The sequence below is a fragment of the Salinarimonas chemoclinalis genome (assembly GCF_041514305.1).
GTDB classification, from domain to species: domain Bacteria; phylum Pseudomonadota; class Alphaproteobacteria; order Rhizobiales; family Beijerinckiaceae; genus Salinarimonas; species Salinarimonas chemoclinalis.
The window spans coordinates 1-23,357 of record NZ_JBGMWH010000010.1 but is presented as its reverse complement, the minus strand read 5'-3'; the positions used below and the strand labels follow the sequence as shown (position 1 = coordinate 23,357).

Below are 23,357 nucleotides of genomic sequence, written 5' to 3'. Positions count from 1 at the left end.
CGCGGCTCAGCGGCGGAGCTCGGCCGCCAGCCGCCGCAGGAAGGCCTCGCCGTCGGCGAGTTCGTCGAGGGTGATGTACTCGTCCGCCTTGTGGGCGCGGGCGATGTCGCCGGGCCCGCACAGGACCGTGGGCAGGCCCGCGCCCTGGAAACGGCCGGCCTCGCTGCCGTAGGAGACGGTCACCGGCCGGTTGCGCCGCGCAACGCGCAGCGCGAGCCGCTCGGCCTCCGAGCCCGGCTCCGGCGCGAGCCCGGGCACGTCCACCGACCAGACGTTCGAGATCGCGCCGAAGGGGCCGTACCGCGTCAGCCGCTCGGCCTCGACGGCGCGCGAGAGCGCCTCGACCTCGGCCTGGAGCGCGCCCATGTCGACGCCGGGGATGTAGCGGATCTCCCAGCCGACGGCGCAGTCGCGCGCGAGGATGTTGCGCGCGCTGCCGCCGGCGATGGTGGCGACGTGCAGCGTCGAGAAGGGCGGGTCGAAGCGTCCCGTCGGGTCGCCGTCGCCGATCAGCCGGTCGCCGAGCGCGTTGAGCCGCGCGACCAGCGCGCCCGCCGCCATGACGGCGCTCGCGCCCTCCGTGATGCGCGAGGAATGCGCCTCCGTGCCCCCGACCCGCGTCTCGCACATGGCGACGCCCTTGTGCGCGTCCGCCACCTCGAGGCCCGTCGGCTCGCCGACGATCACCGCGGCGGGCCGCGGCAGGTCGCGCCCGAAGGCCGCGATGGCGTCGACGACGCCGAGGCAGGTCGTCTCCTCGTCGTAGGAGAGGACGATGTGGATCGGCCGCGCGAGATCGGCGGCGACGAAATGGGGCACGAGGGCGAGCACGAGCGCGTCGAAGCCCTTCATGTCGGTCGTGCCGCGGCCGTACGCCCGCCCGTCCGCGACGCGCAGGCGGTACGGGTCGCTCGACCAGACCTGGCCCGCGACCGGGACGACGTCGGTGTGGCCCGAGAGCACGATGCCGCCTTCGACCCGCGGGCCGATGGTGGCGACGAGCGCCGCCTTGTCGCCGGCCGCGTTCGGCAGCCGGATCGCCTCGACGCCGTGCGCGGCGAGCCAGTCCTGGGCGAAGTCGACGAGCGGGAGGTTCGACTTCTGGCTCTCGGTGTCGAAGCCGACGAGCCGCTCGAGCATCTCGAGCGGCGACAGGGGAGCGGGGCTCATCGAGGCGGGGACCTTCCGGCGGGTGGGGAACGATCAGTGCAGCGAGCGGCGCGCGTCCGGTGCGTCGAGGGAGAAGGCGGGGATCTCGGCCTCGAAGACCTCGCCCTCGCCGCGCTCCATGCGGTAGTGGCCTTGCATCGTGCCGTCGGGCGTGTCCAGCGGGCAACCGCTCGTGTAGGTGAACATCTCGCCGGGGCCGAGCACGGGCTGCTGGCCGACCACGCCCGCGCCGTGCACCTCCTGAACGCGCCCGTGACCGTCGACGATCCGCCAGTAACGATCGCGTAGGCGCACCCGCTCGGGATTGAGGTTCACGATCTCCACGGTGTAGGCGAAGAAGTACCGCCCCTCCTCGGGGCGGGACTGCTCCTCCAGGTAGGACGGCGTCACGGTCACGCGGACGCCGTTCGTCACGGCGGTGTACATGAGCGGCCTCCGACGCGGTGGGCGCGGGCGCGTCCTGCCCGTGCGGACACGAGGTGAGATGATGCACGAGGTGGTAAGCCGGCAAGGGCCCATCGTCAATCGCGACGGGCCGTCCACCCACGCGGGGGGGCATCCGTGCTCGACGGAGTGATGCGCCGCCTGATCGATCCGCCGCTCGACCGGGCGGGGGCGATCCTCGCCCGCGCGGGCGTCGGGGCGGATGCGATCACGATGGCGGGCCTCGCCTTCGGGCTCGCCTGCGCGGCCGCGATCGCGGCGTCCGCGGACGCCGTCGCCCTCGCGATGCTGGCGCTGTCGCGCCTGTGCGACGGGCTCGACGGGGCGGTGGCGCGCGCGAGCAAGAAGACGGACCGCGGCGGCTTCCTCGACATCGTCTGCGACTTCGCCTTCTACGGCGCGGTGCCGCTCGGCTTCGCGCTGCGCGACCCGGCGGCCTTCGGCCTGCCCGCGGCGGTGATCCTGTTCGCGTTCTACGTGAACGGCGCGAGCTTCCTCGCCTTCGCGGCGGTGGCGGCCAAGCGCGGGATGGAGACCGCCTCGCGGGGGGTGAAGTCGATCTACTTCACCGCCGGGCTGGCGGAGGGAACGGAGACCATCCTCGTCTTCGCACTGATGATTCTCTTCCCGGCCTGGTTCCCGCTGATCGCCTACGCCTTCGCCGGGCTCACGGCGATGACGGCGATCGCGCGGATCGCCTTCGCCTGGGTGCTGTTCCGCGACGAGGACGATGACGGCGAAGGCGGCGGGGGAGGGGACGCGCCGTAGGCTCGTGGACGCGTGGGCGGCGCGGTGGGCTGCGCGGCCTCACCGCGCGCTCGCGGCGAGCGATCGCCGCACGCCGTCGGGATCGGCCTCGATGGCGCGAAGGTAGGCGTCGAGCGCCGGGTCGGGCAGGAGAGCGCCGTCCTCCAGCGCCTCGACCGTCTCGGGGGGGAGGCCGTAGCGGCGGGCGAAGTCCGCCTGGGACAGGCCATCGCGCTCGCGCGCGAGCCGCACCCGGTGCCCGGCGACGGCGCGTGCGAGCTCGTCGTCGGTCATCGGTTGCGCGTCCGGATCTTCCAGCGCACGGCGATCGATCTCCTCGTCGGTCATGGCCGCGAGGCGGGCGCGGTGCTCGGGCGGGAGGCGGCGCACGGCCGCGAGGGCCTCCTCTATGGTCATTCTGACGATCGCCATGTTCGCCCTCCTCCTGGTCCGTCCTCGTACAGCCGCCTTTCGCCGCGATTTGCGAGACGCGCTGAGATCAGCCGATTGCAGCCTCCGCGAATAGTATAGCACACAAAGAGCAGAGCGTTCCCGCAACGACCGACCGTTCGGAGACGAAGCTCCCCATAGTGATGCCGGCCATCCCGCCAGGTGACACGGCTCGGATCGAGAAAGACCAAGCTCGCCTCCTCGAATGCGACGCAATGCTTCGCCTCGTTCGAGGCGGCCTTCACTTGGTCCCATTCGAAGCGTGGCAACTGCGGCACACCCGAGATCTACTCTGCTCAGAAGACGGTCGCAACCAATTAGAAGTAAAGCACATTGAAGCTACCTTGAATTTCGTAAATCGGTCAAAAAAAAGCCGCCGGGGTGCGGCGGCCTTGAGTCTAGGGAGGAAACGCCCAAGGAGGGCATGTGGCCGGGCGACGGATCGCGTCGGCCACGATCCGAAGATAGGCGCGTGCGGTGCAAAAACCAAGCTGAAAAGGACAGCATGGTTGCCCAATTTTTACACGCCCGTACGAAGCGCATTCCGTTGCGGAATCGCCGCCTGCGCGCCGCATCCGGGCCGCGCGCCCGCCGCAAAGCACCGCGATGACGCGCGGCGCGGCCATCGTCGACGAGGCGCGATCGAACGTCGGGAGCAGACGGATGCAGGAGAGGTCCGGCAGGTATCCGGAGGCCGACGCGGCCGCGACGCTCGAGGCGGCGCTCGCCGCCGTGCGCGCGCTCTCGGGAGAGCTCGCCGATCGGCGGATCGCGGCCGCGCGACGGACCCTCGCGGGCATCCACGTCCGCGCCGCCATGGCGCGGCGCGGCGGGCCCGCGCGTCGGCCGTGAATATCGCCGGCGTGCGACGCGAACGGGCTTTACTGTAAGGGAAAGCCCGTGCCACCTTGGCGGCCAACGGAGGTATCGCCTCCGCTCCGCAAGAGGGGTTCGCTCACATGAAGAAGACGATCACCGCCCTCCTGGGCGCGACCGCGCTCACGTTCGCCGCCTTCGGCCCGGCCGCGGCACAGGACGAGGTGCGCCCGGCCATCATCTACGATCTGGGCGGAAAGTTCGACCGTTCGTTCAATGAGGGCGTGTTCAACGGCGCCACACGCTTCCAGGAGGAGACCGGCATCGACTTCCGCGAGTTCGAGCCGCAGAACGACGCCCAGCGCGAGCAGGCCATGCGCCGCTTCGCCGAGCAGGGCTTCGAGCCCATCCTGGCGGTGGGCTTCTCGCAGCAGTCGGCGCTCGAGCGCGTCGCCGCCGAGTTCCCGGAGACCGACTTCGCCATCATCGACTCGGTCATCGACCTGCCGAACGTCGCCTCCTACGTCTTCAAGGAGCACGAGGGCTCCTACCTCGTCGGCATGCTCGCAGCGCTCGCGTCCGAGACGGACACGGTCGGCTTCGTCGGCGGCATGGACATCCCGCTCATCCGCAAGTTCGCCTGCGGCTACGCCCAGGGCGTGAAGGCGGTCTCGCCGGACGCCGAGGTGATCGTCAACATGACGGGCACGACGGGCGCCGCCTGGAACGACCCCGTGCGCGGCGGCGAGCTCACCCGCTCGCAGATCGAGCAGGGCGCGGACGTGATCTACCACGCGGCCGGCGGCACCGGCGTCGGCGTGCTGCGCGCGGCGGCGGACGCCGGCAAGCTCGGCATCGGCGTCGACTCGAACCAGAACATGATGCATCCCGGCTCGGTGCTGACCTCCATGCTCAAGCGTGTGGACAACGCCACCTACCAGCTCTTCACCGCCTCCCGGGCGGGCGAGTTCGAGGCCGGCGTGCAGGTCCTGGGCCTCGCCGAGGGCGGCGTCGGCTGGGCGCTCGACGAGAACAACGAGAGCCTGATCACGCAGGAGATGCGCGACGCGGTCGCCGAGGCCGAGGCGGCGATCATCGCCGGCGACGTCATGGTGCACGACTACATGACGGATTCGTCCTGCCCGGCCGTGTCCATGTGATCGCGTCGCGAGCACGAGCCCGAGGGTCGTCCCGTCCATGTCCTCCGCGTCCTTCTCCGCGTCGTCCCCCGCCATCGAGCTCGTCGGCGTCAACAAGAGCTTCGGCCCGGTCCACGCCAACAAGGACGTGAACCTCCGGGTCGAGGCCGGCAGCATCCACGGCATCGTGGGCGAGAACGGCGCCGGCAAGTCGACCCTGATGTCGATCCTGTACGGCTTCTACGAGGCCGATTCGGGGGAGGTCAGGGTGAAGGGGCAGCGGCTGCGCATCCGTTCCTCCGCGGATGCGATCGCGGCGGGCATCGGCATGGTCCACCAGCACTTCATGCTGGTGGACACGCTCACCGTCGTCGAGAACGTCATGCTCGGCGCGGAGGGCGGGCAGCTGCTCGCCGGCGGCGAGGCCAAGGTGCGCGAGGAGCTGGCGCGCTTCGCCGCGGACTACGGCCTCACCATCGATCCCGACGCGCTGGTGGGAGACCTCTCGGTCGGCCTCCAGCAGCGCGTCGAGATCATCAAGGCGCTCTACCGGGGCGCCGAGATCCTGATCCTCGACGAGCCCACCGCCGTGCTGACCCCGCACGAGGCGCAAGGGCTTTTCGAGCTCCTGCGGACGCTGAAGTCCCGCGGCGTCACGATCGTGCTGATCACGCACAAGCTGCACGAGATCATGGCGGCGACGGACAATGTCTCCGTCATGCGCCGCGGCGAGATGGTGGCGACCGTCCGCACCGCCGACACCTCGCCCGCGCAGCTCGCCGACCTGATGGTCGGCCGCCACGTGCTCCTGCACGTCGAGAAGGGCGACCACCGGCCCGGCGAGCCGATGCTTTCCGTGCGCAACCTCTCCGTCGCCGACCAGCTCGGCGTCATGCGCGTGATCGACGTCTCCTTCGACGTGCGCGCCGGCGAGATCGTCGGCATCGCCGGCGTCGCGGGCAACGGCCAGAGCGAGTTGCTCGAGGCGATCGCCGGCATGCGGCCGATCGCGACCGGAACGATCGCGGTGGGCGGGCGCGTGCTCGAGGCCGGTGAGCGCGATCCGCACCGCCTGCGCGCGATGGGCCTCCTGCACGTGCCCGAGGACCGCATCCGCATGGGCCTCGTGCCGTCCTTCGAAGCCTGGGAGAGCGCGGCGCTCGGCTTCACGAACGACCCCGCCTACGGGACGGGGCCGATCCTCAGCCAGGGGCGGATGATCGCCGACGCGCAACGCAAGATGGAGATGTACGACGTGCGCCCGCCGGCGCCGCGGCTGAAGACCGCGAACTTCTCCGGCGGCAACCAGCAGAAGCTCGTTCTGGCCCGGGAAATCGAGCGCGGCCCCAAGGTCCTGCTCGTCGGCCAGCCGACGCGGGGCGTCGACATCGGCGCAATCGAGTTCATCCACAAGCGCCTGATCGCGCTGCGCGATCAGGGCGTGGCGATCCTGCTCGTCTCCGTCGAGCTCGACGAGATCATGAGCCTGTCGGACCGCATCCTCGCGATGTGCGGCGGCACGGTCACCGGCGAGCGCCGGCCGGAGGAGACGAACGAGGGCGAGCTCGGTCTGCTGATGGCGGGCGTGGCGGCGTGATGCACCTGCCGTGGAGAGGCTCGCCGACACGATCGTTGCGCCGTGGATCACATGGAAACGAGGTGAACGATCCGCCGATGACGGCCGCCGGCGGATCTCCCTGCTATCTCGCGGGCGCGTCGATCCACGCGTCTCCTGCGCCTCTCTCGGCTCTGGACGACCGGTGCCCGGAAGGCGGCCGAGAGACGTCGGCGCCCCCTGTCCTTCCCTGTAGGGGAAGGTGGCTCGGCGAAGCCGAGACGGATGGGGCGCGCGGGACGCGCGTTCGGCGAAGCCGAAGAGCACCGGTGGGGCCGGACACCGAGGCTTCCGCTTCGCGGAACGCGTCGCTGCGCGCCGCGCCCCATCCGTCTCGTCGGCTTCGCCGCCGATCCACCTTCCCCTACAGGGAAGGAGAGGGCCGGCATCCTGCGTCGCGAGGTCCGTCGTTCGACCCGACGTGCCGGAGAGGTGTAAAGCGACTAGCGATGAGGGAGCGGGGAGACCCGCGGCGGCCTTCATCCGCAGCGTGCGGCATGATCCCGCCCATCGTCCCGCCCCGTCTCGCTTCGCCTTCTCGACCGCTCGCACGGCCAGCCGACCCGCCTCTTCCGGACACCGCATGACCCACGACCGCCGCCTCACCCTCGCCCGACCCGACCTCGCCGACGCTGCGCTCGAGGGCATCGTCCCCGCCGCGCGTTACCTCGTGCCGACGCGACGGCGCGTGCGCGCGCCCCTCGTCGACCTGCGGCCGCAGCCGCGGCTCGACGCGGGCATCGACACGCAGGCCCTGATGGGGGAGGCGGTGGACGTGCTCGACGTCGACGAGGAGGGCTTCGCCTTCGGTCGCCTGGCGCGGGACGGCTATGTCGGCTGGCTCTCGGCGGATGCGCTCGCCGATCCCGAGCCGGCGCCGACGCATCGCGTCGCGGCGCTGCGCACCTTCCTCTATCCCGGCCCCTCGATGAAGCTGCCGGTCGCGGGCTGGCTGAGCCTCGGTGCCGAAGTGAACGTCGACGAGATCCGCGGCGACTTCGGGCGCGCGCCCGGTGCCGGCTGGCTCCACATGCCCCACCTCGCCGGGCGCGGCGCCCCGCCCGAGCCGGACTTCGTCGCCGTGGCGGAGCGCTTCCTGCACACGCCCTACCTCTGGGGCGGCGTCTCGAGCCTCGGGCTCGACTGCTCGGGCCTCGTGCGCGCGGCGCTCCACGCGGCCGGCCGCGCCTGCCCGCGCGACACCGACATGCAGGAGGCGGCGCTCGGCGAGACGCTGCCGGAGAATGCGCCGCTCGCCCGGGGCGATCTCGTCTTCTGGAAGGGTCACGTCGGCATCATGCGCGACGGCGAGACCCTGCTTCACGCCAACGGTCACCACATGACTGTGGCGAGCGAGCCGCTCGCCGAGGCCAGCAGCCGCATCCTCGCGAAGAGCTTCGGGCCGGTGACGCGCCTCGCGCGGCTCGCCTGAAGCGGCGAAGGACCGCCCGACGTACGAAGGCCCGCCGCGCGGTGCGCGACGGGCCTCGTTTCGTCCGGCCTGGACGAGGGCGCGATCAGCCCACGTTCACGCCGTGATGGCGCGCGAGCGGGCCGAGCCCGCCGGCGAAGCCCTGGCCGACGGCCTTGAACTTCCACTCGTCGCCGTGCCGGTAGACCTCGCCGAAGATCATCGCCGTCTCGACGGAGGCGTCCTCCGAGAGGTCGTAGCGGGCGATCTCGGCGCCGCCGGCGGCGTTCACGACGCGGATGAAGGCGTTCGACACCTGGCCGAAGTTCTGCTTGCGCGCCTCGCCCTCGTGGATCGTCACGGCGAATACGAGGCGCTTCACCTCCGCGGGCACGCCCGCCAGGTTGACCTTCACGGCCTCGTCGTCCCCGTCGCCCTCGCCGGTGCGGTTGTCACCGGTGTGCTCGATGGAGCCGTCGACGCTCTTCAGGTTGTTGTAGAAGATGAAGTCCTGGTCGGTGCGGACCTTGCCGTCGTCCTTGACCAGGAACACGCTCGCGTCGAGGTCGAACTCGGCGCCGTCCGTGGCGCGCGGATCCCAGCCGAGGCCGACGATGACGTTCGTCAGCCCGGGGGCCTCCTTGGACAGGGATACATTGCCGCCCTTCGAGAGAGAAACACCCATGATCGTCTCCTCTATGGTTGCGCGGCCACCGGCCGCCTCGTGAAATCGTGCCTCAGGCGAACAGGAGATCCTGATAGGCCAAGAGGATGAAGCCCGCATAGGCCGCGAGCATGGCGATGCCCATCCCGCGCCCGATGCGCGAGACCGTGAGCATCCAGGCCGCGAAGGCGAACGTGACGCCGGCCATGACCCACATGTCGACATCGACCAGCGTCTCGTCGATCACGAGCGGCTTGATCATCGCCGTGATGCCGATGATCGACAGGATGTTGAACAGGTTCGAGCCGACGATGTTGCCGATGATCATGTTGGTCTGGCGCTTGAGCGCCGCCGCGAGGCAGGTCGACAGTTCGGGCAGCGAGGTGCCGATCGCGATCACCGTGAGCCCGATGATGGCTTCCGGAACGCCGAGCGCGTTGCCGGCGGCCACCGCGCCGACGACGAGCATCTCCGAGCCGACGACGAGCGCGGCGAGGCCGGCGAGCAGGAATCCGATGCCCTTCAGAGGTGTGTCGATGCCCTTCTCGTCGGCGTCCTCGTCGTGGACGTCGTCGTCCGCGACGCCGGTGTCCTTCCAGTACTGGTACGCGATGAAGGCGGCCAGCAGGGCGAACATGCCGAAACCGGCCCAGCGCGGCACGATGCCGTAGAGCATCAGCGCCACGAGGATGACGGTGGCGACCAGCATCATGCCCATGTCGCGCACGAGCTCGCGCGGCTTGCCCTGGATCGTGAACACCACGGCGGTGGCGCCGAGGATGAGCAGGATGTTGGCGATGTTCGAGCCGACGATGTTGCCCAGCGAGATGCCTGGAAACCCGCTGAGGTTGGCGTTCACCGAGGTGAACAGCTCCGGTGCCGACGTGCCGAAGGCGACGATCGTCGCCCCGATGAAGAGCTTCGAGAGCCCCGCGCGCTCCGCGATGAACGCGGCGGCGTCGACGGTCCAGTCGCCTCCCTTGATCAGGAGATAGAGGCCGAAGGCGATGGCGCCGAAGGCCAGGACCGTCAGTTGATAATCGCCGAGTTCGTTCATGGGGGGCGCGGGGCTCCGGGAGGTTCACGGGGTTGGTGGTGGATCAGAGGTCGAAATCGGCGGGGTCCAGGGAGAGCTCGCGGGCGATGGTGCGCACGATGGCCTTCTCGTCGTCGTCGAAGTCGCCGTCCGAGGCGCCGATGGCGATGCACACGCGGACCATGACGCGGGCGGCGTCGGGCTTGTCGCGCAGCTTGCCCACGTGCTTGAGCGCCTCGGCCTTGCCGATCTCGGCGTCGAACTCGAACTTGTCGGTGATCTTCTTGAAGAAGGCGATCACCTCCTCCAGCTTGAAGACCTTCAGCTCGTCCGAGCTCTCGATGTACTTGATCATCTTCTGCTTCTCGGACGAGGAGATGTCCCCGTCCGCGGCCGCCACGAGGGCGCAGCCCGCCACGACGGCCTCCATGAACTCCTTGTTCTTGAAGCGCGAGACCTCGGTCTGCAGCGCCTCGCGGGCCTTCGCGACGTTCGTCTTGAGCCAGTCGAGCACCATGGTCCTGGTCCTTCCCTCTTCTCGTGAATGGGCCGCCGCGCACACCGTGGTGCGGCGGGGCGAGGCGCGCCGACCCCGGCGCACTCGCGCTTCGGCCCGCCTACTTGGAACTCACTTGGAGCCGCGCGTCCAGCGCATGCCCCAGCCGTAGGCCTCGTCCATCGGCTTGTGGTTCTGGAAGTACTTGACCTCGCGCGACACACGCATCTGCCCGCCGACGTTCTCGATCAACGTCACGGCGCACATGCCCATGCTGGACCCCTCGTCGAGTCGCACCTCGATGGGTGGCTGGTCGGGGGCGAAGACGGTGACGACGCCGTCCGTCGCCGCCCAGTTCGGCGCGCCTTCGTAGATGAAGGCGTAGACCAGCACGCGGCGGATCTCGTCCCAGTGCCGGCCGTTGATGCGCATCCACTCGCCGTCGGCGCTCTGGCCGGTGCGATCGTCCCCCGACAGCTGCACCCAGGGCGGGCCGTCGAAATAGCCGAACGAGTCGCCCAGCGCCTGCACGGCGCCCTTGCGGCCGTCGGCGAGCTCGAACAGGCAGCCGAGATCGAGGTCGACGCCCTTGGGCTTGCCGAAGCCGAAGAAGCCGCCGCCGCCCGATGGGGCCGCTTGGCCGCGGTTCCAGTTGAGGTTGATGCGCACCTCGCCGTAGCCGCCTGCCGCCTTCTTCGACAGGTCGATCGACTTGCGCTCCTTGGTGAGCGTCACCTTGGAGATGTTGATCGGAGCCGCGGCGGGGGCGGGGGCGGGCGGCGGCGTCGGTGGCGCGGCGCCCACGCGCGGGACGCTCGGCGGGCGGGCAGAGGGGGCGGGCGGCGGCGGAGGAGCCGGCTCGGGCTCGTCGTCGACCGAGACGCCGAAGCTCTCCGCGAGCGGCTTCAGCCCGCCGGCGAAGCCCTGACCCACTGCGCGGAACTTCCACTGCCCATTGCGCAGGTAGAGCTCGCCGAGGATGAGCGCCGTCTCGACCATGCCGCCGGTCTCGACCGGGTAGGTCACGATCGGCGTGCCGCCGTCGAGCACCGCGACCTCGAGCGAGGCCACCTGCGAGAAGGACACACCGCGCCCGGCGCCGTGGATCGTCGCCGTCACGGCGACCTTCTCGACGCCCGCGGGCATCGACCCGAAGACGACGGCGAACGTCGTCTCCTTGGCCCCGCCTTCGGCGCCGGCGTTCTGCGCCGTCAACCGCACGGCGCCGCCGGGCCCCTCCGGCTGGCCGTAGAACACCATGTCCGCGTCGCCCGAGACCCTGCCGCTCCCCTGCAGGAGGAAGGCGGAGACGTCGATCTCCGGCACTGCGCCGGACGGCGCGAAGCGCACCCGCACGACGGGTGCGCTGGCGTTCACCGGCGCGTTCGCGCCCTTCGTGAGCTGCGTCACGGTCTCACCCCCTCCGTTTCCGCCGCGTCGACGGCTGCGCCTCACATATGAGCCGCCGCCGCCCCCGCAAGATCCTGGGCGGTCCGTCCGTTGGCCGGCGCGCCGATCGCCTTCATGGTCCACTCGCCGGAGGCGCGGCTGACGACCGCCATGACGACGCCGGTGTGTGCGCCCTGGTCGGTGAGCGTGAAACGGGCGATCTCCTTGTCGGCGCGCTCGTCGACGAGGCGGCAGAAGGCGTTCTCGACCTCGTCGAAGGTCTGGCCGCGGAAGGAGTTGACCGTGAAGACGAGCGTCTGGATCGAGGCGGGAAGACGCTCGAGTTCGACCGTGATCGACTCGTCGTCGCCCTCGCCCTCGCCGGTGAGGTTGTCGCCGGAATGCACGATCGCGCCGTCGTTGGACTTGAGCTGGCGGAACCAGACGATGTCGACGAGCTGCTTGCCCCCGTCGAACAACAGGCAGGAGGCGTCGAGGTCGATCTCTCCCCCGCCGCCGCCGAACAGGCCGGCGAGGAAGCCGCCCTTCTTCTTCACGGGGTCCCAGCCGAGCCCCATGCGCACCTTGGAGAGACCGGCGCTCTCCTTCGCGAGCGAGATGGTCTGGCCCTTGGACAACGAGATCGCCATTGCATGCCTCCCCTGTGGTGCGCGGTACCGGTGTTGCGCGGGACCCTTGGTGCGCGGTGCCGCGTATCGACGCCGAGCGCCGAATCTGCGCGTCACGTTCCCTTGGTGAATTCCCTTGCGTGGTTAAGTGGTTGCGGTAAAGAATGCTGTCAAGCCGCAAAGCTTGGAAACAATGCGCGAGACGAAGGGTCGAATTAGCGTCGCACGCACGTGTTTTCATCCCGTCCGACCCGCCGAGACTCCCTCCGACGAGCGAACGCGCCGAGCCCGGCGGCGAATCGGCCTGCGCGCGACCGCGCGCCGGCCATGTGCTCTTGCTCGATCTCGATGACGGGTTCATGTCGTCATGAAGACGATCCTGTTCACGCAGGGCCACGCCAGCCAGCGCGCGGTGGTCCTGCTCGCGCGCGCCGCCGCGCCCCACCGCGCGGACCTGCGCATCCTCGCCTCGCACGCGGACGACCGCGAGGACATCCTCGACGGGGCCGACGTCGCCCTGCGCGAGCCGGCGCGCCCCGATCCGCGCGCCGCGGGTCCGGCCTACGCCGCCTGGCTCCTCGCGGAGGCCCGCGCGGCGGGCGTCGACGCCGTACTCGCCATGCGCGAGCGCGCGGCGCTCGCCGCCGCGCGGGAGGACTTCCGGGCGGCGGGCATCCGCCTCGCCTGCGGGGCGACGACGCCCGGGGCGCTCGAGACCTGCGCGCGCAAGGACCTGTTCGCGGCACGGATGCGCGCGGCGGGCCTGCCGGTTCCCGAGACGATCGCCGTCGTCGACGCCGCCGGCCTCGCCCACGCGCTCGCCACGCTCTCGGGCGCGCACGGGGCCTGCGTGAAGCCGGCGTCGGGCGTCTACGGCCGCGGCTTCTGGCGGCTCGACCCGGCGGCGGACGCCTTCGCCCATCTGGAGGATCCCGACCGCCGCGTCGTCCACCCCGACGTGTTCGCCGCCGCCTGGGCGCTCGCGCGCGAGCGCGGACGGCTCGTGGTGATGGACTACCTGCCGGGGGACGAGCATTCCGTCGACGTCGTCTGCGACGAGGGCCGGCTCGTGGCCGCCGCGGCGCGGCGCAAGTCCGGCTCCCACCAGGTGGTGACGACCCGCGGCCCAGAGATCGACCTGGCCGAGGCCGTGGTCGCCGCGCTCGGCCTCGACGGGCTCGTCAACGTGCAGACCAAGGCGGACGGGGAGGGGGTGCCGAAGCTGCTCGAGGTCAACACCCGCTACGCCGGCGGCGTCGGCTATTCCGCGGCCGCGGGCGTCAACCTGCCCGCGATCGCCACCGCGACGCTGCTCGGCCTCGCGCCTGCGCACGAGGCGTTCGGCGGCCCGGAGCCGCGGGCGGTGCGCATCGTCGACGAGCCGGTGGCGCTCGCGCGGACCTCCGCGCGGCTCGCGACGACGCGGGACGCACCGGCGGAGGTCGCGGCCTGAGTTCGGCGTGCTCGCAGGCGGTTTCCGGCGATCTCCAGCATGGACGCCGCGTGCGTGACGGCCGCGGCGTGCTCCCCTCTCCCGAACGGGAGAGGGGAAGGGGTGGTGGGGTGCCGCCGGCCCGCCTCCCCACGTCACGCCAGCGAGCGTGCCTCCCCGGCGAGAGCCGCCTGCGCCGCCGCGAGGCGGGCGATGGGGACGCGGTAGGGTGAGCAGGAGACGTAGTCGAGCCCGAGCCCCTCGCAGAAGCGGATCGAGGCCGGGTCGCCGCCGTGCTCGCCGCAGATGCCGAGCTTGATGTCGGGGCGGGTCTTGCGGCCCCGCTCGGCGGCCATGGCCACGAGTTCGCCCACGCCCTCCTGGTCGAGCGTCACGAAGGGGTCGAACTCGATGAGCCCCTTCTGCACGTAGGGCCCGAGGAAGGACGCCGCGTCGTCGCGGGAAATGCCGAGCGTGGTCTGCGTGAGGTCGTTCGTCCCGAAGGAGAAGAACTCCGCCGCCTCGGCGATCTCGCCCGCACGCAGCGCGGCGCGGGGCAGCTCGATCATGGTGCCGACCTGGTACGCGAACGTCGCGCCGGTCTCCTCCATCACGGCCGCGGCCATGGCGTCGATGCGGGCCTTGACGAGGTCGAGTTCGGGCTTCGTCATCACGAGCGGCACCATCACCTCGGGGGTGACCGGCGCGCCGGTGTCCTTCGCCGCCTTGACCGCCGCCTCGAAGATGGCGCGCGCCTGCATCTCGGCGATCTCGGGATAGGCCACCGCGAGGCGCACGCCGCGGAAGCCGAGCATCGGGTTCGCCTCGGAGAGCTCGGCGGCGCGGCGCTTGAGCTTCTCCGGGGAGGCGCCGATGGACTTCGCCACCTCCGCGAGCTCCTCGTCCGTGTGGGGCAGGAACTCGTGCAGCGGCGGATCGAGCAGGCGGATCGTGACCGGCAGGCCCTTCATGATCGAGAACAGCTCGACGAAGTCCGCCCGCTGCATCGGCAGGAGCTTGGCCAGCGCCGCGCGCCGCCCCTCCGCGTCGTCGGCGAGGATCATCTCGCGCACCGCGACGATGCGGTCGCCCTCGAAGAACATGTGCTCGGTGCGGCACAGGCCGATGCCCTCCGCGCCGAAGTTGCGCGCGGTGCGGGCGTCGAGCGGCGTCTCGGCGTTGGCGCGCACCCTGAGGCGGCGCACGCCGTCGGCCCACTGCATCAGCTTGGCGAAGTCCCCCGACAGCTCGGGCTGGAGCATCGCCACCTCGCCGACGAGCACCTGGCCCGCGCCGCCGTCGACGGTGACGACGTCGCCCTCGGTCAACGTGCGGCCGGCGACGGTGAGCGTCTTCGCCTTGGCGTCGACGCGGATGGACCCAGCGCCGGAGACGCAGGGCTTGCCCATGCCGCGGGCCACGACCGCCGCGTGCGAGGTCATGCCGCCGCGGGTGGTGAGGATCGCCTCGGCCGCGTGCATGCCGTGGATGTCCTCCGGAGAGGTCTCGACGCGCACGAGGATGCACTTGCGCCCGGCCTTCTTGACCGCCTCGGCCGCCTCGGAGGTGAACACGATCTCTCCCGAGGCCGCGCCGGGCGAGGCCGGCAGGCCGGACGCGAGCAGGTCGCGCTCGGCCTTGGGGTCGATCGTCGGGTGCAGCAGCTGGTCGAGCGCCTGGGGCTCGACGCGGCCGATCGCCTCCTCTTCGCCGATCACGCCCTCCTCGACGAGGTCGCAGGCGATCTTCAGCGCGGCGCGGGCGGTGCGCTTGCCGTTGCGCGTCTGGAGCATCCAGAGCTTGTTCTTCTCGATGGTGAACTCGAGATCCTGCATGTCGCGGTAATGCGCCTCCAGCCGATCGCAGATCGCGACGAGTTCGGCATAGGCCTGCGGCATCACCGTCTCCATCGACGGCTTGTCGGCGCCGGACTCCAGGCGCGCCACCTCGGTGATGTCCTGCGGCGTGCGGATGCCGGCGACCACGTCCTCGCCCTGGGCGTTGACCAGGAACTCGCCGTAGAGGCGCTTCTCGCCGGTGGACGGGTTGCGCGTGAAGGCGACGCCCGTGGCCGAGGTGTCGCCCATGTTGCCGAAGACCATGGCCTGGACGTTCACCGCCGTGCCCCAGGAGGCGGGGATGGCGTGGAGCTCGCGGTACTTCTTCGCGCGCGGATTCATCCAGGAGCCGAACACGGCGCCGACGGCGCCCCAGAGCTGGTCGCGCGGGTCCTGCGGGAAGGGATGGCCCAGCTTCTCCTGGACGATCGCCTTGAAGCGCTCGATCAGGCTCTTCCAGTCGTCCGCCGAGAGGTCCGTGTCGAGCTCGTAACCCTTGCGCTCCTTGTAGCTCTCGAGCGCGTCCTCGAAGTCGTGGTGCTCGAGGCCGAGCACCACGTTGGAATACATGGTGATGAAGCGGCGGTAGCTGTCGTAGGCGAAGCGCGCGTCGCCGGCGTCCTCGGCCAGCGCATCCACGGTCGCGTCGTTCAATCCGAGATTGAGCACGGTGTCCATCATGCCGGGCATCGAGGCGCGCGCGCCCGAGCGCACGGAGACGAGCAGCGGAGTCCTGGCGTCTCCGAAGGCGCGCCCCGCGATGCGGCCGACCTCGGCGAGCGCCGCGTTCACGGCGCCCTCGAGCTCGGGCGGATAGGTGCGGTCGTGGTCGTAGAAATAGGTGCACACGCCGGTGGTGATGGTGAAGCCGGGCGGAACCGGGAGCCCCAGGTTCGACATCTCGGCGAGGTTGGCGCCCTTGCCGCCGAGCAGGTCGCGCATCGCCGCCTCGCCCTCGGCCTTGCCGTCGCCGAAGGTGTAGACCCATTTCGTCATCGTCCACCTCGATCGCGTGATTGGAAAAACGCGCCCATGGCATAGCCCCCCGCGGCGGATTTGCCAAACCGGGAGCGTGCGCAGCCGGGATGCGCGTCACGGGGATGGAACGGCGCGGGTCACACGCGCGGGATGCCGAGCCCGGGCACGTCGAGGCGCGTGGGCACGCCGCCGTCCTCGCGCCGGGCGCGCTCCTCGGCCTCCGCCGCGGCGAAGTCGAAGGGCCGGCTCGGGCCGCCTCGCCCGGGCGCGCCGGGGCGGCCGGGCTCGCCGCCGCGGCCGCCGAAGAGGGACGCCTGCTGTGCCGCCGGCGTCCCGGCGGGGGACGCGGCGGGGGCGTGCGCGACGGGCGCGGGTTGCGCCGGCTGGTGGGGCTGGCTCTGCGGCTGGCCCGGCGCCTGCGGCTGGCCAGCGCCGCCGCCGCCGCCGCGGCGGGCCATGTCCTGCATCATCGCCTGGCCGAAGGTGGCGAGGCCGTCGTTCGCCGCGAGCCGGTTCCAAGGGCCGGGGCCGTCGTTGGCCGGCGTGAGGTCCGCCGACGCCGCAGCCTTGCCGCTCACCGTCCGGGCGAGCGGGGAGACCGGCGCGCCGCGGGTCGTGCCGCCCCGCGCCGAGGCGGGCTCGGGCTGCGCCAGCGGCTCGAAGGGCGGGAAGCGGAAGGGCGAGGTGTCGAGCACGCCGGTCGCCATCCACAGCTGGATGCGCTCGCGCACCTCGGTGGGCGTCACCGCCGACAGCGTCGCGGCGGCGGCGCGGGTGAGCCCGAGCCCGGCGCGCTGGGCCGCCCCGACGAGGGACCCGCCCGCGGTCTCGCCCGCGCCGCGGGCCGCGCCGGCGGCGCCGTTGATCGGCCCGACGAGGCGGCCGGTCGTCTGCGGCGCGCCCACGCCGCCGTTGGCGAGGAGGGCGAGGGTGCGCGCGTCGACCACCGCGAGGGCAGCGCCGTCGCCGAGGCCGAGCGGCGATTGCGCGAGGGGAGATTGCGGCATCGGCGCGCCGCCCGCGCCCGCCTGCGGCCCGCGCGCCATGCCGGTGCCGGGCGGCTGCTGGGGGGCGCCGGTGGGCAGGCGACCGGGCGTCTCGCCGACGATGCCGCCGCGGGACTGGTTCTGGTTGCGCACGAGGGCGGGCTCGCCCTGCGGCCGCGGCTGCGCCACGAGCGGGCCCGCCGGCGGGCGCTGCGGCTCGCCGTCGGTGGCGGGCGCGGCGGGGCCGGGAAGGACGAGGGCGGGGCCGGGCTTGCGGTCGTCGCCGGGTGTCTGCGGGCCGCGGCGGTTGCGCCCCTGGTCGCGCTCGCGCTCGCGCGCCACGGCGAGCCGCCGGTCGGCCTGCAGCACGTCGAGGAAGTCGCGGGAGGCGTTGTCGAGCGACTGCGGGTCCTTCGGATCCACAGGCGGGATGTAGGGCGGGTGCTGGATACCCGAGCTCGACACGTGCGCATTCCCGCGGGCGTACTACGACAGCTGGAATATACCGCCGATCCCTAGTCGTTTCATCCGGGGGAAGGCGGGATTCCTCATGCCCGAGAGGAATTTAGTTAACCTCCGCGATTCGACCGTGGGGACATGATGCGAATGGATGCATCGACGATGAGTCAAAGTTATGTGCATTAGCCCTGGATCTGCGAAAAATCCGCCACTGCCAGCGTCGCGCGCCGCAGGCCGGCGAGGAGGCGCAGGCGGTTGGCACGCAGCTCCGGGTCGTCCGCGTTGACCGTCACGTGCTCGAAGAACGCGTCCACCGGCGCGCGCAGGCGCGAGAGCGCGCGCATGGCGCCGGCGAAGTCCTCCCCCGCCACCGCCGCGGACGCCTCCGCCTCCGCGCCCGCGAGCGCGGCCAGCAGCGCCTGCTCCGCGGGCTCGCCGCGGGCGGCGACGAGAGCCGCGTCCGGCGCCGCGTCGTAGGAGACGCCGTCCTTCTTCTCCTCGATGCGCAGGATGTTGGCCGCGCGCCGGTGCCCGGCGAGCAGGTTCGCGCCGTCGTCGGTCTTCAGGAAGGCGTCGAGCGCCTTCACCCGCTCGACGATCATCAGCAGGTCGTCCTGGCCGGGGAGGGCGAAGACGGCGTCGATGAGATCGTGGCGCAGGCCCTCCTCGCGGAGGTGGACCTTGAGGCGGTCTGCGAAGAACGCGAGGAGGTCGGCGTGGACACCGGGCGCGAGGGACGGAAGGACGGAGGCGAGCGGCAACCGCAGCCCATTCTCCAGCACGATCCGCACGACCCCCAGAGCCGCCCGCCGCAGCCCGAACGGGTCGCGCGAGCCGGTCGGCTTCTCGTCGATCGCCCAGAACCCCGCGAGCAGGTCGAGCTTGTCGGCGAGCGCCACCGCCACCGACACCGGCGCATTCGGCACCCGGTCGGAGGGGCCGAGCGGCTTGTAGTGCTCCTCGAGCGCGGCGGCGACGGCCTCGTCCTCGCCCTGGAGGGCGGCGTAGGTGCGGCCCATCAGGCCCTGCAGCTCGGGGAACTCGCCCACCATCTCGGTGACGAGATCGGCCTTGGAGAGCTGCGCCGCCCGCGTCGCCAGCGCGGGATCGGCGCCGACGAGCGGTGCGAGCATCTCGGCGAGCGCCGCGACGCGCGCCACCCGCTCGGCCACGGTGCCGAGCTTCTCGTGGAAGACGATCGTCTCGAGCTTCGGCAGCCGTGCCTCGAGCGGCGTCGCCTCGTCCGTCTCGAAGAAGAACTTCGCGTCCGACAGCCGCGCGCGCACGACGCGCTCGTTGCCCGCGACGATGGCTGCGCCGCCGTCCGTCGCCTCCAGGTTGGCGACGAGGACGAAGGCGGGGGCGAGCGCGCCGGTCTCCCGGTCGCGCAGCACGAAGCACTTCTGATTGGCGCGGATCGTCGCGCGGATGGCGTCCGCCGGAATGTCGAGGAAGCGCTCCTCGAAGGACCCGAGCATCACCACCGGCCACTCGACGAGCCCCGCCACCTCCTCGAGCAGCGCCTCGTCCTCGACGAGCGCGAGGCCGCGCGCGAAGGCGAGGTCGCGGGCGTCGTGGAGGATGACGTCCTTGCGCTCGTCGGCGTCGACGCGGACCTTGGCCTTGGCGAGCTTCGACGCCCAGTCGTCGAGCCGGCGCACGCGGATGGCGTCCGGCGCATGGAAGCGGTGGCCGAAGGTGACGTTGCCGCTCTCGATGTCGCCGACCCGGAAGCGCACCACCTCCGGCTCCTCGGTCTCCGGCCCGAAGGTGCACACGATGGCGCGCAAGGGGCGGATCCAGGTGAGCGCGCCGGGCTCGGCGGAGGCCGCGCCCCAGCGCATGGCCTTGGGCCAGGGGAACCTGCGCACGATGTCGGGCAGGATCTCGGCCAGCACGTCCGGCGTCGGGCGCCCGGGGCGCTCGATCACGGCGACGTAGAAGTCGCCCTTCTTGGGGTCGCTCTCGACCTTGGCCTCGTCGATGGAGGCGAGGCCGGCGCTCTTCAGGAAGCCGTCGAGCGCCTTCTCCGGCGCCCCGACGCGCGGGCCCTTGCGCTCCTCGCGCACGTCCTGCCCCTTGGCCGGCAGGCCCGCCACGTGCAGCGCGATCCGCCGCGGGCCGTGGAACGCCTTCGCGCCCTCGTAGAGGAAGCCGCCCTCGACGAGCGCGTCGGTGACGAGCCGACGCAGATCGTCCGCCGCCTTGCGCTGCATGCGCGCGGGGATTTCCTCGGAGAAGAGCTCGAGCAGGAGATCGGGCATGGACGGGGCCTTGGAAGCGGAGCCTCGGGGGCGTGCGAGGGACCCGTCGCGGATAGAGGGGCGCGGGGCGAGACGCAAGCCCCGTGGGCTCGGGGCAGGGGGGCGGGAGGGCGGGCGGGAGGTCTCGAAGGTGGAGCCGCGCCGCAGAACGGGCGCGACCGCGACGACGGCCGCGACGGAACTCTCCTCTCCACGAGGGAGAGGGGAGAGCGTCGTGCGTGCTGCTGGCCGTCGTGCTCGACGGTCCGGCGGGTGACGGCGTCGCGAGGCCGCGAAGGGCGCGCTTCCCCCCACCCCCTTCCCCCCCGCCGCGTTCCGTCCTAAACCCCGCGCACGAGAACGATCCCGCGCCGGCCGGCCCGCCGGCGCCGAACGGACGGGTCCCACATGAACCTCTTCGCCCTCTTCGAGGCCCGCGTGGCCGAGGCGCTCGCCCGGCTCGTGGAGGCCGGCGCGCTCCCGGCGGGGCTCGACCACGCCCGCGCCGTCGTCGAGCCGCCGCGCGATCCCGCCCACGGCGACCTCGCCACCAACGCCGCGATGGTGCTGGCCAAGGACGCCGGCACGAAGCCGCGCGACCTCGCCGAGGCGATCGCCGCCGACCTGCGCGGGGACCCGCGCATCGAGGCGGTCGAGATCGCCGGGCCGGGCTTCATCAACCTGCGGCTCGCCCCGTCCGTGCTGCACGACGTCCTGCGCGCGGCGGTGCGCGCCGGCACCGGCTACGCGCGCGGCGGCGCGCCGGAGGGCGCGAAGGTCAACGTCGAATACGTCTCGGCGAACCCGACGGGCCCGCTCCACGTCGGCCACGGCCGCGGCGCGGTGTTCGGGGACGCGCTCGCCAACCTGCTCGCCTTCGTCGGGCGCGACGTGACGCGCGAGTACTACATCAACGACGCCGGCGCGCAGGTCGACGTGCTCGCCCGCTCCGCCTACCTGCGCTACCGCGAGGCGCTCGGCGAGGACATCGGCACCATCCCCGAGGGGCTCTACCCGGGCGACTACCTCGTCCCCGTCGGGCAGGCGCTCGCCGAAATCCACGGGCCGGGCCTGCTCGAGCAGGACGAGGAGACCTGGCTCCCGGTGGTGCGCGACACGGCCATCGACCAGATGATGGCGATGATCCGCGCCGACCTCGCGGCCCTCGACATCCGGCACGACGTGTTCTTCTCCGAGCGCGCGCTCTCGGTGGGCGACGTCGACGAGATCGACTCGGCGATCGCGGACCTGCGGGCGCGCGACCTGATCTACGAAGGCCGGCTCGAGCCGCCCAAGGGCGCCAAGGACGAGGAGTGGGAGGACCGCGAGCAGACCCTGTTCCGGGCCACGCGCTTCGGGGACGACACGGACCGCGCGCTGCTCAAGTCCGACGGCTCCTACACCTACTTCGCCGCCGACATCGCCTATCACCGCTCGAAGTACCTGCGCGGCTTCAAGGAGATGATCGACGTCTGGGGCGCCGACCACGGTGGCTACGTCAAGCGCATGAAGGCGGCGGTGGCCGCCGTCACCGGCGGGGAGGGGGCGCTCGACGTCAAGCTCTGCCAGCTGGTGAAGCTCCTTCGCGCCGGCGAGCCGGTGAAGATGTCCAAGCGCTCCGGCGACTTCGTGACGTTGCGTGAGGTGGTGGACGAGGTCGGCCGCGACGCCGTGCGCTTCATGATGCTGATGCGCAAGAACGACGCGTCGCTCGACTTCGACCTCGCCAAGGTGGTCGAGCAGTCGAAGGACAACCCGGTCTTCTACGTGCAGTACGCGCACGCGCGCTGCGCCTCTATCTTCCGCCAGGCGGCGGAGCAGATGCCGGGCGTCGATTTCGGGCCGCAGGCGCTGGCGGGGGCCGATCTCGCGCTCCTCTCGGACGAGGCGGAACTCGACCTCCTGCGGCGGATCGCGCTCTTCCCGCGCACGATCGAGCAGGCGGCGACGGCCCACGAGCCGCACCGGGTGGCGTTCTACCTCTACGACCTCGCCGCCGCGCTGCATCAATTATGGAGCAAGGGCAAAGACTTGCCGCAATTACGGTTTGTTAATCAAGCCGACCGAAAGTCCACCGAGGCGCGGCTCGCGCTGGCGCACGCCGTGCGTTGCGTGATCGCCTCCGGACTTTCCATACTGGGCGTCGCGGCCCCGGACGAGATGCGCTGAGCGCGTCGCGTCCGCCGCGAGGCGTGCGAGGCTGAGGATATCGGCGCGATGAGCGACAACGCGAAACGGCGGCTCTCCATCGATCTCGACGAGATCGAGCGCCAGCTGAGGCAGACCGGCGGGGACCCGCGGGCGGGTGCGCTCCACGGCCAGGCGCCCGCGCCGAAGGCCGACCCGCTGGCGGAGCTCGCCCGCATCGTCGGCCAGGACGACCCGTTCGGCGCGATGCTCGACGAGGACGCGGCGCGTGCCGGGGCGCGGCGGGCTCCGCCCGCGCCGCAGCCGCCCCCGCGCGGGGCCGACGTCGAGGACCCGCGCGCGGCCTACGCGGCGCAGGGCTTCTCCGTCGACGATCCGCGCCGAGGGGATCCGCGCTACGACGATCGGGGCTTCGAGGACCCGGCCCACGACGAGGCACACGACGAGGCACACGACGAGGCCTGGGACGACGCCGGCACGTGGGACGAGCCCTACGCGGCGGACGGCCCCGCGCACGACGACGCCGCCGACTGGGCCGGCGGCGCCTACGACGACGAGCTCGACGAGGATGAGCCGCGGCGACGCGGCGCCGGCCGCAAGAGCATGGTGACCGCCGGCGCGCTGATCGTCGTCGCCGCGATCGGCGTCGGCACGGCCTTGTGGTTCGCCGGCTCCGTCGACCAGGCGCCGGCCGACCCGCCGCTCATCGCCGCCGACAGCGAGCCCGCCCGCGTGGCGCCGGCGGACCCGGGCGGCGTCGAGATACCCAACCAGGACACGGCGCTGCTGGGCGCCGACAGCGGCGAGGCCCGCGTCGTCGATCGCGAGGAGCAGCCGGTCGACATCGCCGGGCTCGGGCGTCAGCCCGGTACCGACGCCCCGCGCGTCGTGCTGCCGCAGCCGGGCGCGGCGCCCGCGCCGGCACCGGGCGCGGACGACCCGATCGCGCAGGCGCTCGGCGAGGACGGCCTCGCCGGCCTCGACGCCGGCCTGCAGCCGCCGCTCGTCAGCTCGCCCGCGGTGGCGGCGCTGGGCGAGCCGCGGCGCGTGCGCACGGTGACGGTGCGCCCGGACGGCACGATCGTGGCCCCGGCCGGCCTCCAGCCGGCGACGCCGGCGGCGGCCGGAGTTCCCGCCGCCCAGCAGCCCGCGCAGCAGGACGTCGCGGCCCTCGCGCCGCTCGAGCCGATCGCCCAGCCCGCCCCCGACGATCTCCCGGCGCCCGCCGCGGACGACCTGCCGTCGGCGCAGCTCCCGGCGGCGGACG

General features: G+C 72.0%; 20 protein-coding genes. 8 read left to right on the top strand and 12 right to left on the bottom strand.

All coding sequences use genetic code 11. The annotated features are described in order from the left end of the window. Positions 1-6 precede the first annotated feature (6 nt). On the bottom strand, positions 7-1,170 hold the full coding sequence (gene argE / locus AB9M23_RS15425; RefSeq protein WP_372425453.1) for an acetylornithine deacetylase: 1,164 nt from the start codon (positions 1,168-1,170) through the stop codon (positions 7-9). Between the two features lie 33 nt (positions 1,171-1,203). Next, on the bottom strand, positions 1,204-1,596 hold the full coding sequence (gene apaG, locus AB9M23_RS15420) for a Co2+/Mg2+ efflux facilitator ApaG/CorD (RefSeq protein WP_372425452.1): 393 nt from the start codon (positions 1,594-1,596) through the stop codon (positions 1,204-1,206). A gap of 135 nt (positions 1,597-1,731) precedes the next feature. Here apaG and AB9M23_RS15415 point away from each other — a divergent pair, with 135 nt between their 5' ends. Continuing rightward, entirely contained in the window at positions 1,732-2,382 is a 651-nt protein-coding gene (locus AB9M23_RS15415) for a CDP-alcohol phosphatidyltransferase family protein (protein WP_372425451.1), read from the top strand. A gap of 39 nt (positions 2,383-2,421) precedes the next feature. Here AB9M23_RS15415 and AB9M23_RS15410 read toward each other — a convergent pair whose 3' ends face one another. Together AB9M23_RS15410 and AB9M23_RS15405 are read right to left on the bottom strand one after the other, a co-directional pair. Continuing rightward, the gene (locus tag AB9M23_RS15410) at positions 2,422-2,793 is read right to left on the bottom strand and encodes a helix-turn-helix domain-containing protein (protein ID WP_372425450.1); all 372 of its coding nucleotides are present in this window, start codon (positions 2,791-2,793) and stop codon (positions 2,422-2,424) included. After that, the gene (locus AB9M23_RS15405) at positions 2,775-3,056 is read right to left on the bottom strand and encodes a BrnT family toxin (protein WP_372425565.1); all 282 of its coding nucleotides are present in this window, start codon (positions 3,054-3,056) and stop codon (positions 2,775-2,777) included. Before AB9M23_RS15405 ends, AB9M23_RS15410 begins: the two co-directional genes overlap by 19 nt. A 418-nt stretch (positions 3,057-3,474) precedes the next feature. Between AB9M23_RS15405 and AB9M23_RS15400 the strand changes: the two genes are divergently transcribed. The 4 genes from AB9M23_RS15400 (at position 3,475) to AB9M23_RS15385 (ending at position 7,813) form a co-directional block, all read left to right on the top strand. After that, positions 3,475-3,663, top strand: a complete 189-nt coding sequence (locus AB9M23_RS15400) for a hypothetical protein (RefSeq protein ID WP_372425449.1) — start codon at positions 3,475-3,477, stop codon at positions 3,661-3,663. Positions 3,664-3,770: 107 nt separating this feature from the next. Beyond that, positions 3,771-4,787, top strand: a complete 1,017-nt coding sequence (locus tag AB9M23_RS15395; RefSeq protein WP_372425448.1) for a BMP family lipoprotein — start codon at positions 3,771-3,773, stop codon at positions 4,785-4,787. 37 nt (positions 4,788-4,824) lie between these two features. After that, on the top strand, positions 4,825-6,363 hold the full coding sequence (locus AB9M23_RS15390) for an ABC transporter ATP-binding protein (RefSeq protein WP_372425447.1): 1,539 nt from the start codon (positions 4,825-4,827) through the stop codon (positions 6,361-6,363). A gap of 601 nt (positions 6,364-6,964) precedes the next feature. Further along, a complete protein-coding gene (locus AB9M23_RS15385) occupies positions 6,965-7,813 on the top strand; it encodes a C40 family peptidase (RefSeq protein ID WP_372425446.1) in 849 nt (282 codons plus the stop codon). Positions 7,814-7,898: 85 nt separating this feature from the next. On the opposite strand, the gene AB9M23_RS15380 is transcribed toward AB9M23_RS15385, so the two are convergent. From AB9M23_RS15380 to AB9M23_RS15360, 5 genes are all read right to left on the bottom strand, one after another. Beyond that, positions 7,899-8,477 carry a TerD family protein gene (locus tag AB9M23_RS15380; RefSeq protein WP_372425445.1) on the bottom strand — a complete coding sequence of 193 codons (579 nt, stop codon included), beginning with the start codon at positions 8,475-8,477 and terminating at the stop codon, positions 7,899-7,901. Positions 8,478-8,529: 52 nt separating this feature from the next. Further along, entirely contained in the window at positions 8,530-9,513 is a 984-nt protein-coding gene (locus tag AB9M23_RS15375) for a calcium/sodium antiporter (RefSeq protein ID WP_372425444.1), read from the bottom strand. A 43-nt stretch (positions 9,514-9,556) separates the two neighbouring features. Next, positions 9,557-10,009 carry a tellurite resistance TerB family protein gene (locus AB9M23_RS15370; RefSeq protein ID WP_372425443.1) on the bottom strand — a complete coding sequence of 151 codons (453 nt, stop codon included), beginning with the start codon at positions 10,007-10,009 and terminating at the stop codon, positions 9,557-9,559. Between the two features lie 111 nt (positions 10,010-10,120). Beyond that, positions 10,121-11,398, bottom strand: a complete 1,278-nt coding sequence (locus AB9M23_RS15365; RefSeq protein ID WP_372425442.1) for a TerD family protein — start codon at positions 11,396-11,398, stop codon at positions 10,121-10,123. 41 nt (positions 11,399-11,439) lie between these two features. After that, positions 11,440-12,027 (bottom strand): TerD family protein, encoded by a 588-nt coding sequence (locus AB9M23_RS15360; protein ID WP_372425441.1) that lies wholly within the window; start codon positions 12,025-12,027, stop codon positions 11,440-11,442. A gap of 346 nt (positions 12,028-12,373) precedes the next feature. Here AB9M23_RS15360 and AB9M23_RS15355 point away from each other — a divergent pair, with 346 nt between their 5' ends. Next, the gene (locus tag AB9M23_RS15355) at positions 12,374-13,459 is read left to right on the top strand and encodes an ATP-grasp domain-containing protein (RefSeq protein WP_372425440.1); all 1,086 of its coding nucleotides are present in this window, start codon (positions 12,374-12,376) and stop codon (positions 13,457-13,459) included. A gap of 134 nt (positions 13,460-13,593) precedes the next feature. Here AB9M23_RS15355 and ppdK read toward each other — a convergent pair whose 3' ends face one another. From ppdK to glyS, 3 genes are all read right to left on the bottom strand, one after another. Further along, the gene (ppdK, locus tag AB9M23_RS15350; protein WP_372425439.1) at positions 13,594-16,272 is read right to left on the bottom strand and encodes a pyruvate, phosphate dikinase; all 2,679 of its coding nucleotides are present in this window, start codon (positions 16,270-16,272) and stop codon (positions 13,594-13,596) included. 119 nt (positions 16,273-16,391) lie between these two features. Then, positions 16,392-17,705, bottom strand: a complete 1,314-nt coding sequence (locus AB9M23_RS15345) for a hypothetical protein (protein ID WP_372425438.1) — start codon at positions 17,703-17,705, stop codon at positions 16,392-16,394. Between the two features lie 176 nt (positions 17,706-17,881). Then, complete coding sequence (glyS, locus tag AB9M23_RS15340) at positions 17,882-19,963, bottom strand: glycine--tRNA ligase subunit beta (RefSeq protein ID WP_372425437.1); 2,082 nt, start codon at positions 19,961-19,963, stop codon at positions 17,882-17,884. A gap of 387 nt (positions 19,964-20,350) precedes the next feature. On the opposite strand from glyS, the gene argS reads away from it, so the two are divergent. Further along, complete coding sequence (argS, locus tag AB9M23_RS15335) at positions 20,351-22,111, top strand: arginine--tRNA ligase (protein WP_372425436.1); 1,761 nt, start codon at positions 20,351-20,353, stop codon at positions 22,109-22,111. A 48-nt stretch (positions 22,112-22,159) separates the two neighbouring features. Then, the coding region (locus AB9M23_RS15330; protein ID WP_372425435.1) for a hypothetical protein at positions 22,160-23,357 on the top strand (1,198 nt) is incomplete at its 3' end.